The organism is Lachnotalea glycerini, assembly GCF_003201285.1.
GTDB lineage: Bacteria > Bacillota > Clostridia > Lachnospirales > Lachnospiraceae > Lachnotalea > Lachnotalea glycerini.
The window spans coordinates 428,351-447,472 of sequence record NZ_QICS01000003.1 but is presented as its reverse complement, the minus strand read 5'-3'; the positions used below and the strand labels follow the sequence as shown (position 1 = coordinate 447,472).

The following is a 19,122-nucleotide window of genomic DNA, read 5'->3' as shown; positions in this document are numbered from 1 at the left end:
AAAGATAAGGAGTTAGCCCATGCCGATAACAAATCAAATCATAAAGCAATATTGCCAAAGTCCACGAACTTATCATAATGCTTTACAGCTTCAAAAAAGCAAAGCAGTAAGAAATCTTCATATAGAGGAAGCCTATGAGTCGGATTTTATCATAGCCGGAGAGGTTATCGCTAATAAAAGACTATATAAAGTTAAAATGGGAGTAGATGAGGATAGAGTGGCATCTGAATGTGCATGTAGCTGTGGCCAGTACTACTGGGGAATTTGTGAGCATCAGGCTGCTTTACTTTTAGAATATGTAGATCAATTAAAAAATGGTATTTTAAAACGTATTACATCAAAGCGGATTAAAGATTTAATATTTGATATCGCATACAAGAGTAAGAAAGAAGCATTTAAAAGCAAGCTAAATGGGGATATTCAAGTAATACCGTACTTAAAAGTAGATTATAAAGAGCTAAAAGTAGATTTTAAAGTTGGTAATCAGAAGCAATATGTTATTAAAAATCTAAATGAATTTGTCGAAAACATTACAGATGAAATTGATTTTGAATACGGTAAAAATCTTAAATTTGTACATGACAAAGAGGCTTTTACAAATGATTCACAGCAGTTAATAGATTTTATAACAGAGTATGTGGATAATTACCATCACGTAGCTTATATGAGCAGCTATCATTATCAGACTAAAGCCATAAGAAGTATTATATTATCTTCTGTAGATTTGGATAAATTTTTAGAGATGAATAAAGAAAGAGCTTTAACTGTAGTCATAGACAAGCAAGAACACCTGTGCAGAATTATTAGTAAGAACCCTAATATAAAATTCTATATTGAAAAAAGTGAAAAGGGTGTAGAAATATATCGAGATACATCAACTATAATTATGATGGGCTTGAAGCACGTATATGAAATACAAGACAATGTTATATATACAAGTGATCAAAAATATAAAAAAGAAATGGAAATGCTTTTGGAATATACAAACCGTGGAGAAGAAAGGAAAGTATATTTGAGTGAAGAGGATTACCATACTTTTTGCGCAACGGTACTTCCTGTGATAAGCAATTATAGTGAAATTGAATATAAGGAGATTGATTTTGGTCAATATATGCCTCCAACTACGGAAATTGAAGTTTATCTAGATGCTCCGGAAAATAATTATGTAACTTGTACCATATATGGTAAATATGGTAACGAAAAATACAATGTATTTGAAAAATTCAATCCAATCGAAGTATATAGAGATGTAAAGACAGAATGCAGTGCATATATTATTGGGCAGAAGTATTTTGCGGGAGTAACCGAAGCAAAAGAGCAAGAGCAGGCCTTTTTTATAAAAAAGAATGATAATTTACTGTTTCATTTTTTAGAATCAGGCGTGAGTGATTTTCAAGAAATAGCAGACGTTTATATTTCAGATAGTTTTAAAAACATAAAAGTACTTCCTTCCCCCAAAGTTGCCATTGGAGTATCCTTAGAAAGTGGATTATTAGAACTAACATTAGATACCGGAGAAATGCCGTTAAACCAACTGGCAGGCCTACTCGACAGTTATAAAAGGCGTAAAAAATTTCACAGACTCAAAAACGGACAATTTATTAATTTAGAGGACAGCTCCTTTTCAACCATTACCGAATTGGCTGATGGTTTGTCACTAACTGCTAAGGATTTAAAGCAAAGCAAAATAACACTGCCACAAAACAGAGCCTTATATTTGGACAAGATTCTGAGAGAAAGCAATGAGGATGTCGAATACCATCGAGATATTTATTTCAAAAATCTGATTAAAAATATTAAAGCAGTTGAAGATGCAGAATTTGAAATCCCAACATCGTTAAAATCAATCTTAAGAGAGTATCAAAAGAATGGATTCAGATGGTTAAGAACCTTGACGGCCTATGGCTTTGGCGGAATATTGGCGGATGATATGGGACTTGGTAAAACGCTACAAATTATTGCATTATTACTTTCGCAAAAGGAGGAAGCAAAGACGCCAAGCTTGATTGTATGTCCGGCTTCATTAATTTATAATTGGGAAAGCGAATTAGAAAAGTTTTCTCCTGAGCTTAAAAAGTGTATAGTTGCCGGAACTGCAAGAGAAAGAAAGAAACTGATTCAAGAATATGACCAATATGATGTCCTGGTAACCTCTTACGATTTATTAAAAAGAGATGTAAATGAGTATAATAATATTTTATTTGAAACAGAGATTATAGATGAAGCGCAATATATTAAAAATCAATCCACTCAAGCCTCAAAAGCAGTTAAAATTATAACAGCAAAGGTAAAATTTGCACTTACAGGTACTCCAATTGAGAATCGATTAAGTGAGTTATGGAGTATTTTTGATTATTTAATGCCCGGCTTATTATATAGTTATAATCATTTTAGGGAAGAAATTGAAATTCCAATTGTTCAGCAAAACGATGAGGTATCCTTAAAGCGTTTGCATAGATTAATTAGTCCGTTTATTTTAAGAAGACTAAAAAAAGATGTGCTGAAAGACTTACCAAATAAGCTCGAAAATGTAATTTATTCTAAAATGGAAGGCAAACAGCTAGAGCTTTACCAAGCCAATGTAGCTTTGTTAAAAGAAAGTATTGGTAAGCAGTCGGAGGATGATTTCAATAAAAATAAATTGCAGATATTGTCTGAGCTGACAAAACTACGCCAACTTTGCTGTGACCCAGCCTTGTATTATGATTCTTATGTGGGCGGTTCCGCAAAATTAGAAACTTGTATGGATTTAATTGAAAATGGTGTGAATGGAGGGCATAAGATATTATTGTTTTCCCAGTTTACAACCATGTTTGAAATTATTGTCAAAAGACTAGATAATTTAAAAATATCCTACTTTAAACTGACAGGGCAGACACCAAAGGCGAAGCGCTATAAAATGGTAGAGGAATTTAATCAGGATGACACAAAGATATTTCTGATTTCATTAAAAGCCGGGGGAACAGGATTAAATCTGACCGGAGCAGATATAGTCATTCATTATGATCCTTGGTGGAACATATCTGCGCAAAATCAGGCTACAGATAGGGCGCATAGAATCGGACAAAAAAATGTGGTATCAGTTTTTAAATTAATCACGAAAAATACCATTGAGGAAAAAATATTAAACCTGCAAGAACTAAAAAGGGACTTAGCCGATAAGGTAATATCGGAAGAAGGTGTATCTAGTGCTTCTCTGGATAAGAAAGATTTGTTGGAGCTTTTAGGTTAGATTGTTTATGAAGATAGGGAGTGATATAAGATGTTTCGGCGATATACGTATTTAATGCTTTGTGCGCTTTTGCTGACCGGTTGTGGAAAGGTAGATTTAAGTAATGAAAAGCAAACCAGTTCAAGTGAAGTTCAAATCGACAGCGGTAGTGAAGAAACAGATTTAACACAAGAAGATGTGACACAGGCAGTGAGTGAAGAAACGAATGATTTACATGAAAACACAACAAGCTTAGAAAATCAAACAAACGATGACAGCCAAATAAAGCAGGAAACGCAAGAAAGTGAAAAAGAAACGGTCGCTAAGAAATATAATCTACCGGAAGGTTTTGTATATGTGGATGATGTGATACCATCGGCAGAATTAGAGATTCGATACTATACGGACTATAATTTCGTAGGAGAAAAAATTGATGGCTATATTGCACCACTTGCAATATTGACCAGTGAGGCGGCAAATGCACTCAAGGCAGCCGCAAATCGTTTAGCAGAGGATGGGTATCATATCAAAATCTATGATGCTTATCGACCTCAAAAGGCAGTCGATTGTTTTGTGAGATGGGCGCAGACAGATGATGCAAGTACAAAGGAGACATTTTATCCAGCCATGGAAAAATCGATCTTGTTTCAGGATGGATATATCTCTAAAAAATCAAGGCATTCCAGAGGCAGTACAATAGATTTGACAATTTTGGATGAAAATGATAATGAAATTGATATGGGAGGATATTTTGACTTGCTTGATACCATATCTAATTACGATACAAATCAAATAACAGAGAGTCAGCATAACAATCGGCAATATTTAAGAAATATTATGGATGAAGCAGGTTTTGATTCCATTCGAACAGAATGGTGGCATTTCCAGTTAAGAAATGAACCATATCCAGATACCTACTTTGATTTTGATATTGAATAAGAATAAACATAAAAGGATATGATTTTACGTTAAAAACACTGCTTGAATTGGAGGCATTAATAATGAAAGAAATATATAATAACAATAAATATATGATATCAACAATCAAGAAAAGTGTGTATGGTTTTCGTAGGCAAAACTTTGATATGGGTCTTAGGCAATTATCCAATATTATACAAGTATTTACAGAAACAATTGCACAAGTAATAAGTTGCAAGGCATATTTTAATGAAAATATTTTCACGGTAGATGAGAAAGATATTATGAATGTACTTTGTAACTTGACTAATGCCCAGGACAACAGAGAGTTTATTTTGATACCGGATTTATTAGAACTTCAACTTATGCCTCTCATTATTTCGTGGCAGGAGGTAATACAATCAAAAGAGGATGTTATTTTCTATGAGGACAGGTTCGAGGAAAATATCGATTTTCTTAAGGAATATAACAGTGAACTTGCAAGACTGATACAAGATAATCCTCAACCGCAAGACGGATATGAAGCAGAACCGACTACAAGCGGAGCGATAACGATAAAGGTAATACATAACGATCAAGAATTTTATCTTGTCAGTAATCATGACCCGCAAAATGCCGCAGAAATTTTTGCAGATACCTATTATACACCTCAAATTTCTCACTATGTATTGTATGGGATGGAATTACTTTATAACAGCAATGCCTTATTAGACTATAAGGATGCAGAATATGTGGATGTATATGAAAGTGATTTAAATATCATTAAGCTTGCCTGTAGATACGGTAACTTAAATCATTTATCAACCAGGCACCTTAATATTTTTTATGATCCTGAGTATACACAATTTGCAGAAGCCAGCCAGGTGGATATGGATAATAAAATGGTGATTATGCATCATGCTTCTATCAGGAATATACGATGCAGTAAGATACGGGGGCGTTTTGAGCAGCTCTTTATGGTAGACAGTTCAATTCGAAACCAAGGTGAATTAATGCTATCTAATTTCAAAAGCAATGTAAAGTATTGTAAGCGCTATATAGATGAGTTAGAGCCTTTATTTGAAGGAAAAGATATTTATATCATTGCAGCGGGTCCGTCCCTTGATAAAAATATTGAATTACTTAAAAAAAAGCCTGCTAACAGTATTATTTTGGCAGTAGGTACAGTTTATAAAAAGTTAGAGAATATGGGAATCAAGACAGATTTTATTATTGTTTCAGATGCAAATCGAAGAGTGATTGGACAAATTAGCAATGTCAAGAATAATCAGGTTCCAATGCTTATTTTATCAACAGCGTATCGTGAATTTGCACTTCGTAATGAAGGTGAGCATTATTTGATTTGTCAACAGGATTTTAAAGAAGCGCAAGAATATGCAATGAAAAATCACTGGAATTTATATAAAACCGGAGGTTCTGTTACTACAACAGCGTTGGATATTAGTATACAGTTAAAAGCTTCGAGAGTCATTTTTTTAGGGGCTGATTTAGCTTATACAGACAATCTAGCACATGCTGCGGGAACCTCAAGACGTGAGCACAAGGGCACCGAGGGACTGATACCTGTGAAAGCAATTGATGGAGGACAAGTCTATGCAAGCAAGCTTTTTGTAATGTATCGGGAGTGGATAGAAAAGAGAATAGAGAATGTCAGTCAGGTTGAGATAATCGATGCGACTGAGGGAGGTGCTTGGATGAAAGGAACAAGAGTGTGTAAGCTTGACGAAATAATTAGTGAAGTTTCTATTAAGAATAAAGATTAACTTGCCGAAATATACCGCATAGACGAACACAATATGTGTTGTGTGTGGGAGGCAGATATGAACGTAAATAATGTAGAATTAAATAATATCAGTAATAAATTGGAGTTTAAGAATACTCAGAAATCAATTGATAATATAACACAGAAAATGTTTGGGCAGGATGCTTTTCAAGTTAATTCAGGAAATAGTAAAAATCAATTGTTTAATCTGGGTGATAATACCCAAGAGGACATACAAGAGGCGGCAGCGGCAGAGCCATCTGAATTCGTAAAGGGTGCATTGGTTGCTCTTGGCAACACAACCACGTCTAAGGACTTATCAGAGCTTGATGAAGAAGGATACGATTTGGAGGATACAGATGTAGATACAATCGTTACTGTTACAGATAAAATTCAAATTTATCTTGCCACGCATTGTGACGATTATGAAATGACAGGCGACATCAGTATAGAAGAGATTAAAAAAGTGGCGGGAGACTCTCCGGCTGCCTATGAGGTTGCCAAGAAGCTTAAAGAGAGTAATCTTCCAATTACACAGGACAATGTTGAAGAGTCAGTAGATGCACTTGATTTAGCCAGTCAGTTAAATCCGATTTCGGATGGAGCTGCCAAATATATGATTAATAATGACCTGACGCCGACGATAGAGAATATTTACAAAGCAGAATTTAGTGGAACCAGTGTGAGCGGCGGTACATATGGAGCAGGTTATTTTAGTGAAGGCAGCGGTTATGTAGGTAAGACGACAGATGAATTTAACTGGGACAGCTTGAAGGAACAGATGGGTAAGGTAATTGAAAGTGCGGGCTTAGAAGTAAATGACGATACGTTATCGGATGCAAAGTGGCTGATTGAAAACCATCTTCCGTTAACACAGAATTCTTTGCAGCAATATGAAGACTTAAAGGATATCTCATTGCCGGCCAGTCAGGAGGAAGTCCTGGACAATATTATACAGGCACTTCAAGAGGGAAAAAGACCTGCCCAGGCACTACTTTCTGATGATGTTTCTCTTACTCAAAGAGCAGAAGATGCTTATCAGGTGGTACAAAACACAACAGATGAAAATATAAAGAGCGTGATAGAAAGTGAATTGCCAATCAACATTAATAATTTGAAAAAGATACAGGAAAGTGCAGCAGCACAAGAAGAAGGAAAAGGTCAAGTTGACCAGTCCAATGCACAAACACAAACAGGTACGTCAAGTATTCAGGTAACTGAGGATAATATTTCCTTAATAACAGCTAGAAGACAATTAGAGGAAATCAGACTCAAGATGACTACAGAAGCGAATTATAAGCTTCTTAAGCAGGGAATATCAATTGAAACAAGTGATTTACAAGCATTGATTGATGATTTAAAAAATGCAGAGGATTCTTATTATAAACAATTATTGGAAAACGGTAACGTAGAAGATACAGATGACAATTTGAGTGCCTTTAAAGAAATTACAACCAAGCTTACAGATATTAAGTATGTGCCAAATACCGTATTAGGTAAGGTGGCATCGGGAGAAGTATCGAATACCATTAATGCAATACATGCAAGCGGTACAGCACTTAAGAACACTTATGATTCTGCAAATCAAAGCTATGAGGCATTAATGACCAAACCTAGAAGTGATATGGGAGATAACATTTCTAAGGCATTTCAGAATGTAGAAGATATATTAAACGACATGGGACTTGAAACAACCGAGTCAAATCAAAGAGCAGTCAGAATTTTAGGCTATAACAGTATGGAAATAACAGAGGACAATATCAATGCCGTAAAGGCGGCAGATGCAGCTGTTAATAATACAATTTCCAATCTGACACCGAATGTAGTACTGAAAATGATTCGAGACGGTATGAATCCTTTAGACACAAATATCGATGAGCTAAATAGTCAAATTAACGAAATAAAATCTGAGCTTAGCGAGGATAAGACGCAGGAAAAATATAGTGAATTTCTGTGGAGAATGGAAAAAAATGATGCGATTACCTCGGAAGAGCGAGATGCATTCATCGGTATGTATCGACTGATTAATAATGTAGAAAAAACAGATGGACAGGTAATTGGCTCATTAGTCAATCAAAATGCTGATATTACACTAAATAATCTACTTACGGGAGTCAGGAATATTAAAAACAAGGGTATCAATGTGGCAGTAGATGATAACTTTGGAGAGTTGGAAGCGTTGACCTTTAAGACGACATCTATCAGCGATCAGTTGGCAACGGCTTTTCATGGCAGTAATGATTCAGGACAAAGTCAAAATAGCAATCAGGAATCAGAAACGACAGCATATTATAATAATCTTGTTGACAAGGCATTAAGAGAAATATCGCCGGATAAGCTTTCACAAATATTTGAAAATGGTAATATTAAAGATATGTCTTTGGAGGCGTTTGTGGATGAGCTTGTGAATACAGAGGAAGACTCAAGCCTTACAAAAGAATATTATACAGAACAGTTATCTACTTTGAATGAGGCTGCACAGGTAGAAAACAATGTAATTAAAATGTTGTCTGACTTTGATCAGCCGGTTACGATACAGAATATTTTAGCAGCGGACTCCTTGCTTACCAATCGCGGAAGTATGTTTAAAAAGCTATTGTCAAAGGAAGATGAAAGCAGCAGTTTGACAAAAGCAATAGAAGATATCAGCAAATCCATTACCTCGAAAGAGGATATGGATATGGCTTATCAGGAGTTTGAAGACACTGCAATTGCAGCAATTAACGAGCAGGCAGAGCAAGAGGATATAACATCAATCGATTTAAAACAATTAAAGCTTTTAAGGAATGAAATTAGGCTTACAACAAATTTGAGCAAAGAAGAAAAGTATGAAATTCCGATAAAAATTGGAGATGAGTTAACGTCAATCAATCTGACTGTGATTCGTGGAACAGACACAAGCAAGGTATCGATAACAATGGACAATTCTTTGGTGGGAAAGGCAGCGGCTGAGTTTACCCTAAAGGATAATTCTGCATCAGGATACATTGCAGCAGATAGCAAAAGTGGATTGGATGTATTAAAAGAAAATCAAAGTGAGCTTCAAACACAGCTTGAAATGGCAGGTCTTACCCTAAATAAGGTGGATTACATTATGAGTAAAGGCATAGACATTAACAAGTTCAATGAGGAAAACAGTGAAATGGCACAAACAAATGAGACAAGTACAAAGGATTTATATAGTACTGCCAGAGCATTTGTGGTTAGTATGCAGAAGGTGCAAAGCAATTAGATGGAAAAGCTCCTAAAGTTTTAGAAAAGATTAACCGATAACTTTATCAGATGATAAAATACAGGAGAGTACATTAGTACAGATGGAGGGAAAATGAAGCTAACTTATAATATATCTGCAATCATTGCAAATAATCAATTAAAAAGTACAGAAAATCAATTAACAAAATCAACGGAAAGATTATCATCCGGTTACAAAATTAATAATGCATCTGATGCACCTGCAGGTCTTGCTATATCTCAAAAGCTAAGAGATCAAATCAGAGGACTGGACAATGCTTCACAAAATTCATTAGATGGAGTATCTGTTTTAGAATCGGCAGATGGAGCATTAGAGGAGATAAATACAATTCTTCAAAGAATGCGAGAGCTTACAATTCAAGCTCAAAATGAGACTTATACACAAGAGGACAGAGAGAATATTCAGGTTGAAGTAGATTCCTTAACAAAAGAAATAGACCGACTGGTGTCCGATACTGAATTTAATGAGCAGACATTATTAAATGGAAATTTGTCTTACCGGGCATTTACAGACTCACCATCTGTTAAAGTGGATGCTTATTCTTCGAGTGTGATAGCTCAGGATTACAAGCTGACGGTGACGAAAGCGCCAGAAAAGGCAATTGTGATGAATACGTCTTCAACGACTGGTAAGGTTAATCTCACAAGTCCTGTCACAGCGGCAGAGGCAGGTACTATTACAATAAATGGAGTAGACATTGAAATTGAAGAAGGAGATACAGCAGATGAGGTTTATACAAAGCTTAGAGACGGGGCCAAAATTGCAGACGTAAATCTTTTCTCTGTAGCGGATTCCAGTGTTGCAGCTCTTAACACATACACATCTGATACCACTGATTCTGCAGGTTATACAGTGACCTCATTTGCAAATGGATCAACAAGTCTTTTATTTGTTTCAGAAGAATACGGCTCGGATACACATGTCAATATTTCCTCGGATAATACTGCATTATTGGATGCTTTAGGACTGGGAGCATTGGCAACAAGCGGAAGTATATCGCAGGTGGGCATGGATGCTGAGGTGACATTGGATACTACTTCCGGTTTTACAAAAACAGCAACTTATTACGCAGACGGTGATAATGTCACGGTTACAGATAGGAATGGCTTTGAAATGAATATTTCTGTTGATGGCGATACATTAACAAGAATGACGGATGATTCAACGCTTTCAGCCGATGTAAATATTGAAGCAACAGGAATGGGAGCTATGATTCTTCAAGTTGGTGCCAGTCAGGGTCAGACTATTGATATTGTATTACCAGATGTTTCTGTGAATGCACTTGGAATTGATAATCTTAATATGATTGGAGCGGAAGGTCTGACACGTTCTCTGGATGCAATAGATGGTGCACTATCTAAGATTATGACTGCCAGAAGTACAGTGGGAACCTATGAAAACAGATTAGAGGGAACTTCATCAAGTATTGATACAACCTCACTTAATCTGGAGGAAGCCTATTCTAGAATTATGGATACTGATATGGCAGAAGAGATGACCAATTATACTAAGTTAAACGTGATATCTCAGGCAGGAACCTCTATACTTGCTCAGGCAAACGATAAGCCGCAGACCGTATTGCAATTATTATCATAAGAGGTTATTATGAAAAAAGATAAAATATCGGATTTTACATTAAGAATAACACAGAGTAATCGAAGTGCGCTGGTTGTTGTAATCTATGATATGACAATAGAATACATAAATGAGGCGATTGAATATTATGAGAAAGATGAGATAGAGGAATTTCTGGATGCAACGAAGAAAGCAAGATCATGTGTATATGAGCTAATGTCTGTATTAGATACAAAATATCCGATTGCAATTGAATTAATGCCTCTTTATTTATATATGAACAAGCTTCTGATTCGTTCTATTATAAAGAGAAAACCACAGGATTTTGAAGCAATAAGACGAATGCTTCAAGGTCTGTTGGAGGCTTTTACAGAAGTTGCAAAGAAAGATGACTCACCAGTATTAATGGGGAATACGCAGCAAGTGTATGCAGGTCTTACCTATGGAAAAGGTTCGTTAACAGAGAGTTTTTCGAATCAAGGTTCAAACAGAGGCTTTCGGGTATAGTATAATTATTCATAAAAAGAATGTGCTTTTGGCACATTCTTTTTATGTGTAATTTTCAAATTCATGTTCTTTTACACGCTCATATAAAAATTTATACTTTTTTTGTACAGCATTTAGCTCATAAATACAGCTGTCAATCAAATCAGGGTCTACCACGTTCTCAAAATTGGAATATGCAATGTCTAAATCATTTTGTATCTTGGCTAAGTCGGATAATAAATCAAGATGTTCTTTGTTGCGATATATTTTAAGTGATACTGATTCATCTTTTATCGCTGGTAGCATTTTCATATTACTAAAAAAATCTTTAATCACACTATCCCTGCTTTCTTTCCTAATCCATAATTTAGCTAAATAAAATTAGCCTCCTTATTATAATAAGTACATAGCTTATTCGAATTACCTCTTTTTACTAGTATAGTTCTCTTATGTTAATTATATACATTAAAGTAATATTTTAAACATACTGTCATATATTTATTTATAACTTATTATGTAATAAATCAGTTGAAGGAGTCCTTTAATATGAAATTTAATCAGGCTGCATTACTTATGGTTGTTATGTGTGTTATTGTTCTGGTTATAGTATTTGTAAAAATCAGGATGGAATTTATTATTAATTTTATTTTGAGAATGGTATTTGGTGCCGTTGGAATTTATTTTTTAAATTCACTTTTTATTGAAAAAGGTCTTGATGCAATGGTTGGCATTAATTTTGGAACAGTTGGAGCAATCGGATTACTTGGGATACCAGGTTTTCTTTTAGTATATGCAATAGCTCTGTTTCAATTACTGTAAAAAATAAAATATTTAAAATATAAAAAATAAAATATTTAAAATAGAACTAGACAAATCTAGAAAGCTGTAATATAATAAACGTACTTAGGATAATTCCTAATTCAATAATGCAGTCTGCATTAAATTTTCCCACTTATTAAAGCAAGTACAAAAGAATGATAGGGGTGGTTATTTGGTAAATTTTTAATATTATCTCTTGTGGTATTGATTGCGTTAATTATGGATTTTGCTACAGGTAAGGTGAGCAATAAATTAATAATTATAGGACTATTATTAGGTTTTTTTATTCCCTATATTCAGGATAAAAAAGGCAATATCATAGGATTTTTATTAGGAGCAGCAGCTCCCATTGCTATTTTACTGTTAGTATTTATAATTGGAGGAATTGGCGCAGGTGACATAAAGCTATTTGCGGTGATAGGTGGCTTTATCGGAGTACAGGGAGTACTTAAATGTATGATAACAGCATTTGTTATTGGTGCTGTGATATCTTTCGTAAAAATTCTGGTTTATAAAAATTTCTTTTTTTGTTTCCACAACATAATTCGGTATCTTTCCCAAACTTACAATACAAAAAAATTTCAAATCTATGAAAGAGAAAAATCAAACACGATTCATTTTACATTACCCATGTTCATTAGTATTTTAATATATATAGTAATTTGGTGATAAGCCACCCTTGAAATAATAATGTAACTAAGAAATAAGAATAATAATAATATGTACCGCCTAAAAAATGTAGGTAATAAACATATTATATGGAGGATTGATATGAAAAACAAAATAATAGCAATTTGTGATGGGGAAGCAAGCTATGCTTATAGTTTGGCCGACTATTTCAATCAGAAAAACAGTATTTTTTTTTCAGAAGCATTTACAAGTGAGAACAGCATTTTGGAATATGCAGCGCAGAACTTTGTAGATATCATGTTAATTACTGACAGAATGAGCATTGAATTACTCAATAAAAATAATATTGGATTGCTTGTACTGCTTTCGGAGTATGAGGCTATGAAAGTTGTTCCAAATCAGCTTGCGGTATATAAATACCAGTCGGCAGCAACGATTTTAAAAAGTATTATGAATTATTATGCAGAAAAAGATGATGAACCCTTAGCTATGCTGCATAAAAACTGTAATATTATTGGCGTATATTCTCCTGTCAAAAGAAGCTTAAAAACATCGTTTTGTTTGACATTGGGACAAATATTAGCTAAGGAAAAAGCAGTTCTTTATATTAATATGGAGGAATATTCTGGCTTTTCCTCGGTGCTTGGACAGGAATATAAAGCGGATTTGTCAGATGTAATTTATTATCTTCGTCAGGATAAATCAAACATTTTGATAAAATTAGAGGGAATAGTAGAATCTCTAAATCAATTGGATTATATTCCCCCAGTCGCATCACCAATGGATATCCGGGAAGTAAAAAAGGAAGAATGGCAAAGATTGTTTCGCGAGATTCGAAGAAATAGTAAGTACGAGATCATTGTCATAGATTTTGGAGAAGGGGTTGATGGATTATTGGAATTACTTAGCGAATGCAAACAAGTCTATATGCCAATTCGAGGAGATTATATTTCTAATGCAAAAATTGAACAATTTGAAAAGCTTTTGACGAGAACTGGTTATGGAGAACTGAATTTACATATTAAAAAGATCAAGCTTCCTTACCATAATAGTTTTGGAAACAAAGAATGCTATGCCGAGCAGCTTATATGGAGTGAGCTGGGTGATTTTGTAAGACAGCTTGCCAGATAAGAAATAGGATATAAACTTTTCATTTGTAAGAGTAGACTAAATCTATATGGAGGGAGGCAGGTATGGAAAAGCAGGCAGTAAAATACCTTGAAATCATAAGAGAGCAGGTTTTAAAGGAAATGGATATTTCAAGAGAACTGACAGACATAGAAATATATGAAATGATTGACGGCTTTATTATAGATATTTCAAAGGAAGCGTATATTGGACTTGAAAGTAAAAATATTTTACGTACAGAAGTATTTAACTCTTTGCGAAAGCTTGATATTTTGCAGGAGCTAGTAGATGATAATACGGTCACAGAGATCATGGTAAATGGAACGGATGCTATTTTTGTAGAAAGAGCAGGACATTTATATAGATGGGATAAAGTTTTTCAAAATAAAGACAAGCTTCAAGACGTCATTCAGCAAATTGTAGCAAGAACGAATCGAGTGGTAAATGAATCTACACCGATAGTAGATTCTAGACTAGAAAATGGTGCAAGAGTTAATGTAGTATTGCCTCCGGCTGCAATCAATGGTCCGATTTTAACAATAAGGCGTTTCCCAGATAAGCCTATTACTATGGAAGCTTTATTGCACTGGAATTCAATTACAAAAGAGGCAGCAGATTTTCTCAAAAAGCTTGTTATAGCAGGTTATAATATTTTTATAAGTGGTGGAACGGGTTCTGGTAAGACCACATTTCTGAATGCATTGTCTGATTTTATTCCCAAGGATGAAAGAATTATAACAATTGAAGATTCAGCAGAACTTCAAATTTATGGTATTGAGAATTTGGTTAAGCTGGAAACAAGAAATGCCAATGTAGAGGGTTGTAGTGCAATAACGATTCGAGATTTAATTAAGTGTGCACTCAGAATGCGGCCTGATCGTATTATTATTGGTGAAGTTAGAGGCATAGAAGCAATTGATTTGATACAATGTTTGAACACAGGACATGATGGCTCTTTATCAACAGGACATGCAAATAGTGCTAAAGATATGCTAAGCCGTTTGGAAACTATGATATTAATGGGAATGGATATTCCAATGAATGCAGTAAGGAGGCAGCTTGAATCTGGAATTGATATTATTGTTCATCTTGGAAGACTTCGCGATAAGAGCCGAAAGGTTTTGGAAATTGTTGAGATAACAGGATTTAATAATGGAGATATTATAACAGCTCCCTTGTTTTTGTTTGAAGAAGCCTCCGATAGTACCAGTGAAAAGGTTGTTGGAAATCTAAATATGGTAGGAGAACTAGAAGGTATGGGAAAGCTTAAAACAGCAGGAATCAGGCTGTAAGTAAAGAGGGCAGGGAGGGTAATAATGATTGATTATAATCGGTATCAATTTACAAGGCTAGAAACAATTCTTTACATAGGTGAGTGGATATTAATCAGCAGTGTGATAGGCTGGCTGTTTTATAGATCAATAATTGCTATTGTTATTTTATTTTTTTTTATTAAATTTTTTATAGATGATAAAAAAATTTTTTTAATGGAAAAACGAAAAACAGAACTAAATGAACAGTTTAACGAGGCGATAAACAGTCTATCATCTGCCCTGTCAGCAGGTTATTCTGCCGAAAGTGCATTTCTGGAAATATATGAAGATTTACAATTGATTTATTCTAAGGATGCTCTAATTATGAAAGAATTAAGTTATATCAATAAGAAGCTGCAAATGAATGAAACAATTGAAAAGCTATTAAAAGATTTAGCAATAAGAAGCAATGATGAAGATATTAAGAGCTTTTCTGAGGTCTTTTCAATTGCTAAGAAAGCTGGAGGTGACTTTATTGCAATTATTGACATGACAACAAACAGCATTAGTGGAAAAAGTGAGGTAAAAAGAGAAATTAATGTTTTATTATCCAATAAAAAGCTTGAGCAAAAAATTATGAATATGATACCGGTTGGTATTATTTTATATGTTGGCAGTACTTCGCAAGGTTACTTTAATGTTTTATATAAAAATGCTTTTGGCATCATTATTATGACAATTTGTCTTGGAATTTACATAGGTGCATATTTATTAGGCAGAAAAATAGTAAATGTGGAGGTGTAATATGATAATCGCAATACTAGTTTCCTTTTTAATAGTTTTTGTAACATTTCGTAAAATAGAAATAAAACAGTACGAACCTGTCGGTAAGCTAGTGATTCCTTTTTACAGGTTAAGTGCTTTTATTGTAGAAGCGAGCTTTAAAAGTAAATCTGGTTTTTTAAAAAGGAGGATTCTAAAGTCTCAGGTAGTAGACAGCTTAAAGCAAATTAACCCGACAGACCGTTCTTATCATCATATTAAAAAATATTACGTGGAAAAAATAGCTACATCATTCATGGTAATATTTGCAGGAAGTATCTTGGCGTTCATAGCAATTATCAGTCAAAGAGACAGCCGAATCATTATAGAAGATAAGTATCTCGAAAGAGGAACCTTTACACAGGGTTCAAACACACAAAAATTGACAGTTTCAGTTGAAGACGAGCTTCTCAATCAAGAGGTTTTAATAAAAATTGATGAACAGCAATTAACAAAAGCGCAAGTATTTAAAATGTTTGATAAGACGAAAGAATGGATTGACTCACAAATTCTTGGCAAGAATACCTCTCTTATGGAGGTTAGAAATAATCTAAAGCTTCCATCCTTTATGGAAGGAGTGCCAGTTAAGATTAATTGGGAAACAGACAATTATGAAGTGTTAGGAAGCAATGGTGAAGTAAATAACGAAGAGATAAATGAAGAAGGTGTTGTGGTAAATTTAACAGTCATTCTAACTTATCAATCCGATACAAAATCCTATGATATACAGGTAAAGGTTCTTCCACCTCTTCTTTCAAAAACTGATATTTTACTAAAAGAAATTTTGAAAAAAGTACAGATTGCCAATCAAGACGGCGTTACAAAACAATATCTGGAACTTCCCCAAGACATTAATGGAAAACTGATTGACTGGGGGGAAAAGAAGACAAATCCAGGCCGTATTGTATTAATTATTGGCATCATAGCTTCAATCGTTATTTATTGTGGTAAGGATAAAAATCTAGAGGGAAAAGTAAAAAAAAGAGAGAAAGAGCTTTTATTGGATTATCCTAATATTGTAAGTAAGCTTACTCTTTTATTGGGTGCAGGTATGACAGTGAAAAACGCTTGGCAAAAAATTGCGCTTGATTATCGGGAAAAAAAAGAGAAAGACTTAAAATATTATCGCTATGCTTATGAAGAAATGTTAATAGCGTATTATGAATTAGTAGGCGGCGTATCTGAAGTAAAAGTCTATGAAAACTTTGGAAAAAGAACCAAGAATCAAAGATATATAAAATTAACAGCACTGATTACACAAAATTTAAGGAAAGGATCAAGAGGTTTATCAGAGATTCTTGAAAATGAAAGCAAGGAAGCATTTGAGGAGCGTAAAGCTTATGCAAAAATAATAGGAGAGGAAGCTAGTACAAAGCTTATGTTGCCTATGTTTTTAAATTTGATATTAGTTTTAATCATGATTATGATTCCAGCATGTATGTCCTTTCAAATGTAATATATTAAAACGAAAATAGGAGGAAAAAATGAATATAGTTAAAAGGTTTATGAAAGAAGAAGATGGAGTAGGAGTAGTAGAGGTGATCTTAATTCTAGTGGTATTAATTGGATTAGTTATTATATTTAAAAGACAGTTAGGTGAATTAGTCAATAGTATCTTTAACAAAATAAATTCGGATGCTTCAAGTATTTATAGCTAAATCAAAATTTATTATCTGATTTTAAATTATTTGATAAAAGAGGGTAAGAGGAGGAGATATGGTAGGTACAAAATATTATAGGAAAGGGCATATAACGGTATTTTTAAGTCTGATTCTTACCCTTATATTATCTTTAGTATGTACGACAATTGAAAGTGCCAGACTTCAAGGGGTTATCATGCAGCTTCAAAACATTACAGACATGGGAATATTTTCAACTTTTAGTGAATATAACAGGGATTTATTAGAATTGTACGATTTATTTTTCCTTGATATGGGATATGGAACAAACGATGGCACGAGCGAGCGTGTGAATATGCGATTAAAAGAATTTACTGAATATAATATTAATGTGAATAAGGACTTAGGACTTCTATCTATGTTTCGTCGGGCAGATATGTTAAGAGCCAATATAAACGAGGTGTCAACAAATCAATATGTTTTGGCAACCGATAAAAATGCAAAAGCTTATTATAGTCAGGCCGTTTCTTATATGGAGGACAAATTGGAAATATCACTGGTACAAAAATTACTTTCTCAATATGACAGCAGTATTACAGAAAAGCAGGATATTTTTGAAAATTACGAAAAGAGTAGTAGTTTGATGGAGGCTGATATAGAAAATAAAAAGGTAGAATATGAAGTGGAATACGAAGCAGCGTTAGAGGAGGCTAAGGGTGATCTAAGTAAGGTAGAAATAGAGAAACCAAGAGAAGTCTCTAATCCAGTGGATACAATAAAAGAATTAAAAAAATTATCTATACTGGATTTGGTGATAGAAGATTTGTCAAATGTATCCAATAAAAACATAAGAAATCAGGTAGAACTTCCGTCAAAAAGGCAATTAAAAAAAGGTGATGCAACCTTTCAGGTTAAAACAGAAAGCTTATTTAATCAGGTTCTTTTTAATGAGTATTTAATCGAGAAATTTCCTAATTATTTAAGTGATTCCAGTAATGATAATCAGGAGGGATTAGATTATCAGGCAGAATATATTTTATGTGGCAAAAAAAGTGACAAGGTAAATCTAGAAATGGTGGCAGAGAAATTACTGTTAATAAGAGAAGGAATCAATTTTTCCTATTTATTAACACATCGGCAACATGAAGCAGAAGTCTTAGCTACGGCAATTCTTTGGTACGCACCAGCACTGGCACCAGTATTGGCATTGCTTATTTTACTTGCCTGGGCGTTTGCGGAAAGTGTAATAGAAGTGAGAATGCTTTTTTCTGGAAAAAAGGTTCCCCTGCTTAAAAGTTCACAAAATTGGATTCTGGATCTTAATAATCTTGATAAATTAGCTGATATGCTAGACAGTGGTGAGACTGACGAAGGGGGGCTTGATTATGAGGGGTATTTAAAGCTTATAACGTATTTTAGTAATGTAAAAAATAAGACAATGAGAAGCCTTGATTTAATTGAATTAACAATACAGTCTAAGACAAATAAGAATTTCAAGATTGATAATTGTACACAAGCATTTACTACGACAATTGATTATAAGGCAGAGGGGCTTTTTTTAAGATTACCTTTTAAAACGATTGAAAGAGGAAGTAAAAGTTATCGTTACTCTATTACCAGAGATTTTTCGTATTACTAAAAAGGAG

The 19,122-nt window shown here is 34.0% G+C and carries 15 protein-coding genes; 14 read left to right on the top strand and 1 reads right to left on the bottom strand.

Translation table 11 applies throughout. The annotated features are described in order from the left end of the window. Positions 1 to 19 precede the first annotated feature (19 nt). From C8E03_RS09465 to C8E03_RS09440, 6 genes are all read left to right on the top strand, one after another. Positions 20 to 3,232 (top strand): SNF2 helicase associated domain-containing protein, encoded by a 3,213-nt coding sequence (locus tag C8E03_RS09465; RefSeq protein WP_110290909.1) that lies wholly within the window; start codon positions 20 to 22, stop codon positions 3,230 to 3,232. 30 nt (positions 3,233 to 3,262) lie between these two features. Further along, on the top strand, positions 3,263 to 4,150 hold the full coding sequence (locus C8E03_RS09460) for a M15 family metallopeptidase (RefSeq protein WP_207657798.1): 888 nt from the start codon (positions 3,263 to 3,265) through the stop codon (positions 4,148 to 4,150). 62 nt (positions 4,151 to 4,212) lie between these two features. After that, the gene (locus tag C8E03_RS09455; RefSeq protein ID WP_110290908.1) at positions 4,213 to 5,892 is read left to right on the top strand and encodes a motility associated factor glycosyltransferase family protein; all 1,680 of its coding nucleotides are present in this window, start codon (positions 4,213 to 4,215) and stop codon (positions 5,890 to 5,892) included. A gap of 57 nt (positions 5,893 to 5,949) precedes the next feature. Beyond that, complete coding sequence (locus tag C8E03_RS09450; protein WP_110290907.1) at positions 5,950 to 9,123, top strand: DUF6240 domain-containing protein; 3,174 nt, start codon at positions 5,950 to 5,952, stop codon at positions 9,121 to 9,123. A 93-nt stretch (positions 9,124 to 9,216) separates the two neighbouring features. Beyond that, positions 9,217 to 10,740, top strand: coding sequence for a flagellin N-terminal helical domain-containing protein (locus tag C8E03_RS09445; protein WP_110290906.1), 1,524 nt, complete (start codon positions 9,217 to 9,219; stop codon positions 10,738 to 10,740). A 9-nt stretch (positions 10,741 to 10,749) separates the two neighbouring features. Continuing rightward, positions 10,750 to 11,226, top strand: coding sequence for a flagellar export chaperone FliS (locus C8E03_RS09440; protein ID WP_110290905.1), 477 nt, complete (start codon positions 10,750 to 10,752; stop codon positions 11,224 to 11,226). 42 nt (positions 11,227 to 11,268) lie between these two features. Here the strand turns inward: C8E03_RS09440 and C8E03_RS09435 are convergent, their stop codons facing one another. Further along, positions 11,269 to 11,541, bottom strand: a complete 273-nt coding sequence (locus C8E03_RS09435) for a DUF2508 family protein (protein ID WP_242993466.1) — start codon at positions 11,539 to 11,541, stop codon at positions 11,269 to 11,271. Positions 11,542 to 11,751: 210 nt separating this feature from the next. Between C8E03_RS09435 and C8E03_RS09430 the strand changes: the two genes are divergently transcribed. From C8E03_RS09430 to C8E03_RS09395, 8 genes are all read left to right on the top strand, one after another. After that, positions 11,752 to 12,024, top strand: coding sequence for a pro-sigmaK processing inhibitor BofA family protein (locus C8E03_RS09430; RefSeq protein ID WP_110290904.1), 273 nt, complete (start codon positions 11,752 to 11,754; stop codon positions 12,022 to 12,024). A gap of 186 nt (positions 12,025 to 12,210) precedes the next feature. Further along, a complete protein-coding gene (locus C8E03_RS09425) occupies positions 12,211 to 12,693 on the top strand; it encodes a prepilin peptidase (RefSeq protein WP_330410755.1) in 483 nt (160 codons plus the stop codon). Between the two features lie 102 nt (positions 12,694 to 12,795). Then, complete coding sequence (locus C8E03_RS09420) at positions 12,796 to 13,785, top strand: P-loop NTPase family protein (RefSeq protein ID WP_110290902.1); 990 nt, start codon at positions 12,796 to 12,798, stop codon at positions 13,783 to 13,785. A 62-nt stretch (positions 13,786 to 13,847) separates the two neighbouring features. Next, complete coding sequence (locus C8E03_RS09415) at positions 13,848 to 15,074, top strand: CpaF family protein (protein WP_094376405.1); 1,227 nt, start codon at positions 13,848 to 13,850, stop codon at positions 15,072 to 15,074. A gap of 24 nt (positions 15,075 to 15,098) precedes the next feature. Next, positions 15,099 to 15,839, top strand: a complete 741-nt coding sequence (locus C8E03_RS09410) for a type II secretion system F family protein (RefSeq protein WP_094376404.1) — start codon at positions 15,099 to 15,101, stop codon at positions 15,837 to 15,839. Position 15,840: 1 nt separating this feature from the next. Next, the gene (locus C8E03_RS09405; protein WP_094376403.1) at positions 15,841 to 17,313 is read left to right on the top strand and encodes an immunoglobulin-like domain-containing protein; all 1,473 of its coding nucleotides are present in this window, start codon (positions 15,841 to 15,843) and stop codon (positions 17,311 to 17,313) included. A gap of 28 nt (positions 17,314 to 17,341) precedes the next feature. Then, positions 17,342 to 17,515 carry a Flp1 family type IVb pilin gene (locus C8E03_RS09400; protein WP_094376402.1) on the top strand — a complete coding sequence of 58 codons (174 nt, stop codon included), beginning with the start codon at positions 17,342 to 17,344 and terminating at the stop codon, positions 17,513 to 17,515. A gap of 58 nt (positions 17,516 to 17,573) precedes the next feature. Next, the gene (locus tag C8E03_RS09395; protein ID WP_094376401.1) at positions 17,574 to 19,115 is read left to right on the top strand and encodes a DUF5702 domain-containing protein; all 1,542 of its coding nucleotides are present in this window, start codon (positions 17,574 to 17,576) and stop codon (positions 19,113 to 19,115) included. The last annotated feature ends 7 nt before the right edge of the window (positions 19,116 to 19,122 follow it).

Excerpts from the sequence above, each read along its gene's own strand:
- C8E03_RS09420 (WP_110290902.1), top strand. The coding sequence starts at position 12,796 with ATGAAAAACAAAATAATAGCAATTTGTGATGGGGAAGCAAGCTATGCT.
- C8E03_RS09400 (WP_094376402.1), top strand. The coding sequence starts at position 17,342 with ATGAATATAGTTAAAAGGTTTATGAAAGAAGAAGATGGAGTAGGAGTA.
- C8E03_RS09415 (WP_094376405.1), top strand. The coding sequence starts at position 13,848 with ATGGAAAAGCAGGCAGTAAAATACCTTGAAATCATAAGAGAGCAGGTT.
- C8E03_RS09460 (WP_207657798.1), top strand. The coding sequence starts at position 3,263 with ATGTTTCGGCGATATACGTATTTAATGCTTTGTGCGCTTTTGCTGACC.
- C8E03_RS09440 (WP_110290905.1), top strand. The coding sequence starts at position 10,750 with ATGAAAAAAGATAAAATATCGGATTTTACATTAAGAATAACACAGAGT.
- C8E03_RS09410 (WP_094376404.1), top strand. The coding sequence starts at position 15,099 with ATGATTGATTATAATCGGTATCAATTTACAAGGCTAGAAACAATTCTT.
- C8E03_RS09465 (WP_110290909.1), top strand. The coding sequence starts at position 20 with ATGCCGATAACAAATCAAATCATAAAGCAATATTGCCAAAGTCCACGA.
- C8E03_RS09430 (WP_110290904.1), top strand. The coding sequence starts at position 11,752 with ATGAAATTTAATCAGGCTGCATTACTTATGGTTGTTATGTGTGTTATT.
- C8E03_RS09405 (WP_094376403.1), top strand. The coding sequence starts at position 15,841 with ATGATAATCGCAATACTAGTTTCCTTTTTAATAGTTTTTGTAACATTT.
- C8E03_RS09395 (WP_094376401.1), top strand. The coding sequence starts at position 17,574 with ATGGTAGGTACAAAATATTATAGGAAAGGGCATATAACGGTATTTTTA.
- C8E03_RS09455 (WP_110290908.1), top strand. The coding sequence starts at position 4,213 with ATGAAAGAAATATATAATAACAATAAATATATGATATCAACAATCAAG.
- C8E03_RS09450 (WP_110290907.1), top strand. The coding sequence starts at position 5,950 with ATGAACGTAAATAATGTAGAATTAAATAATATCAGTAATAAATTGGAG.
- C8E03_RS09445 (WP_110290906.1), top strand. The coding sequence starts at position 9,217 with ATGAAGCTAACTTATAATATATCTGCAATCATTGCAAATAATCAATTA.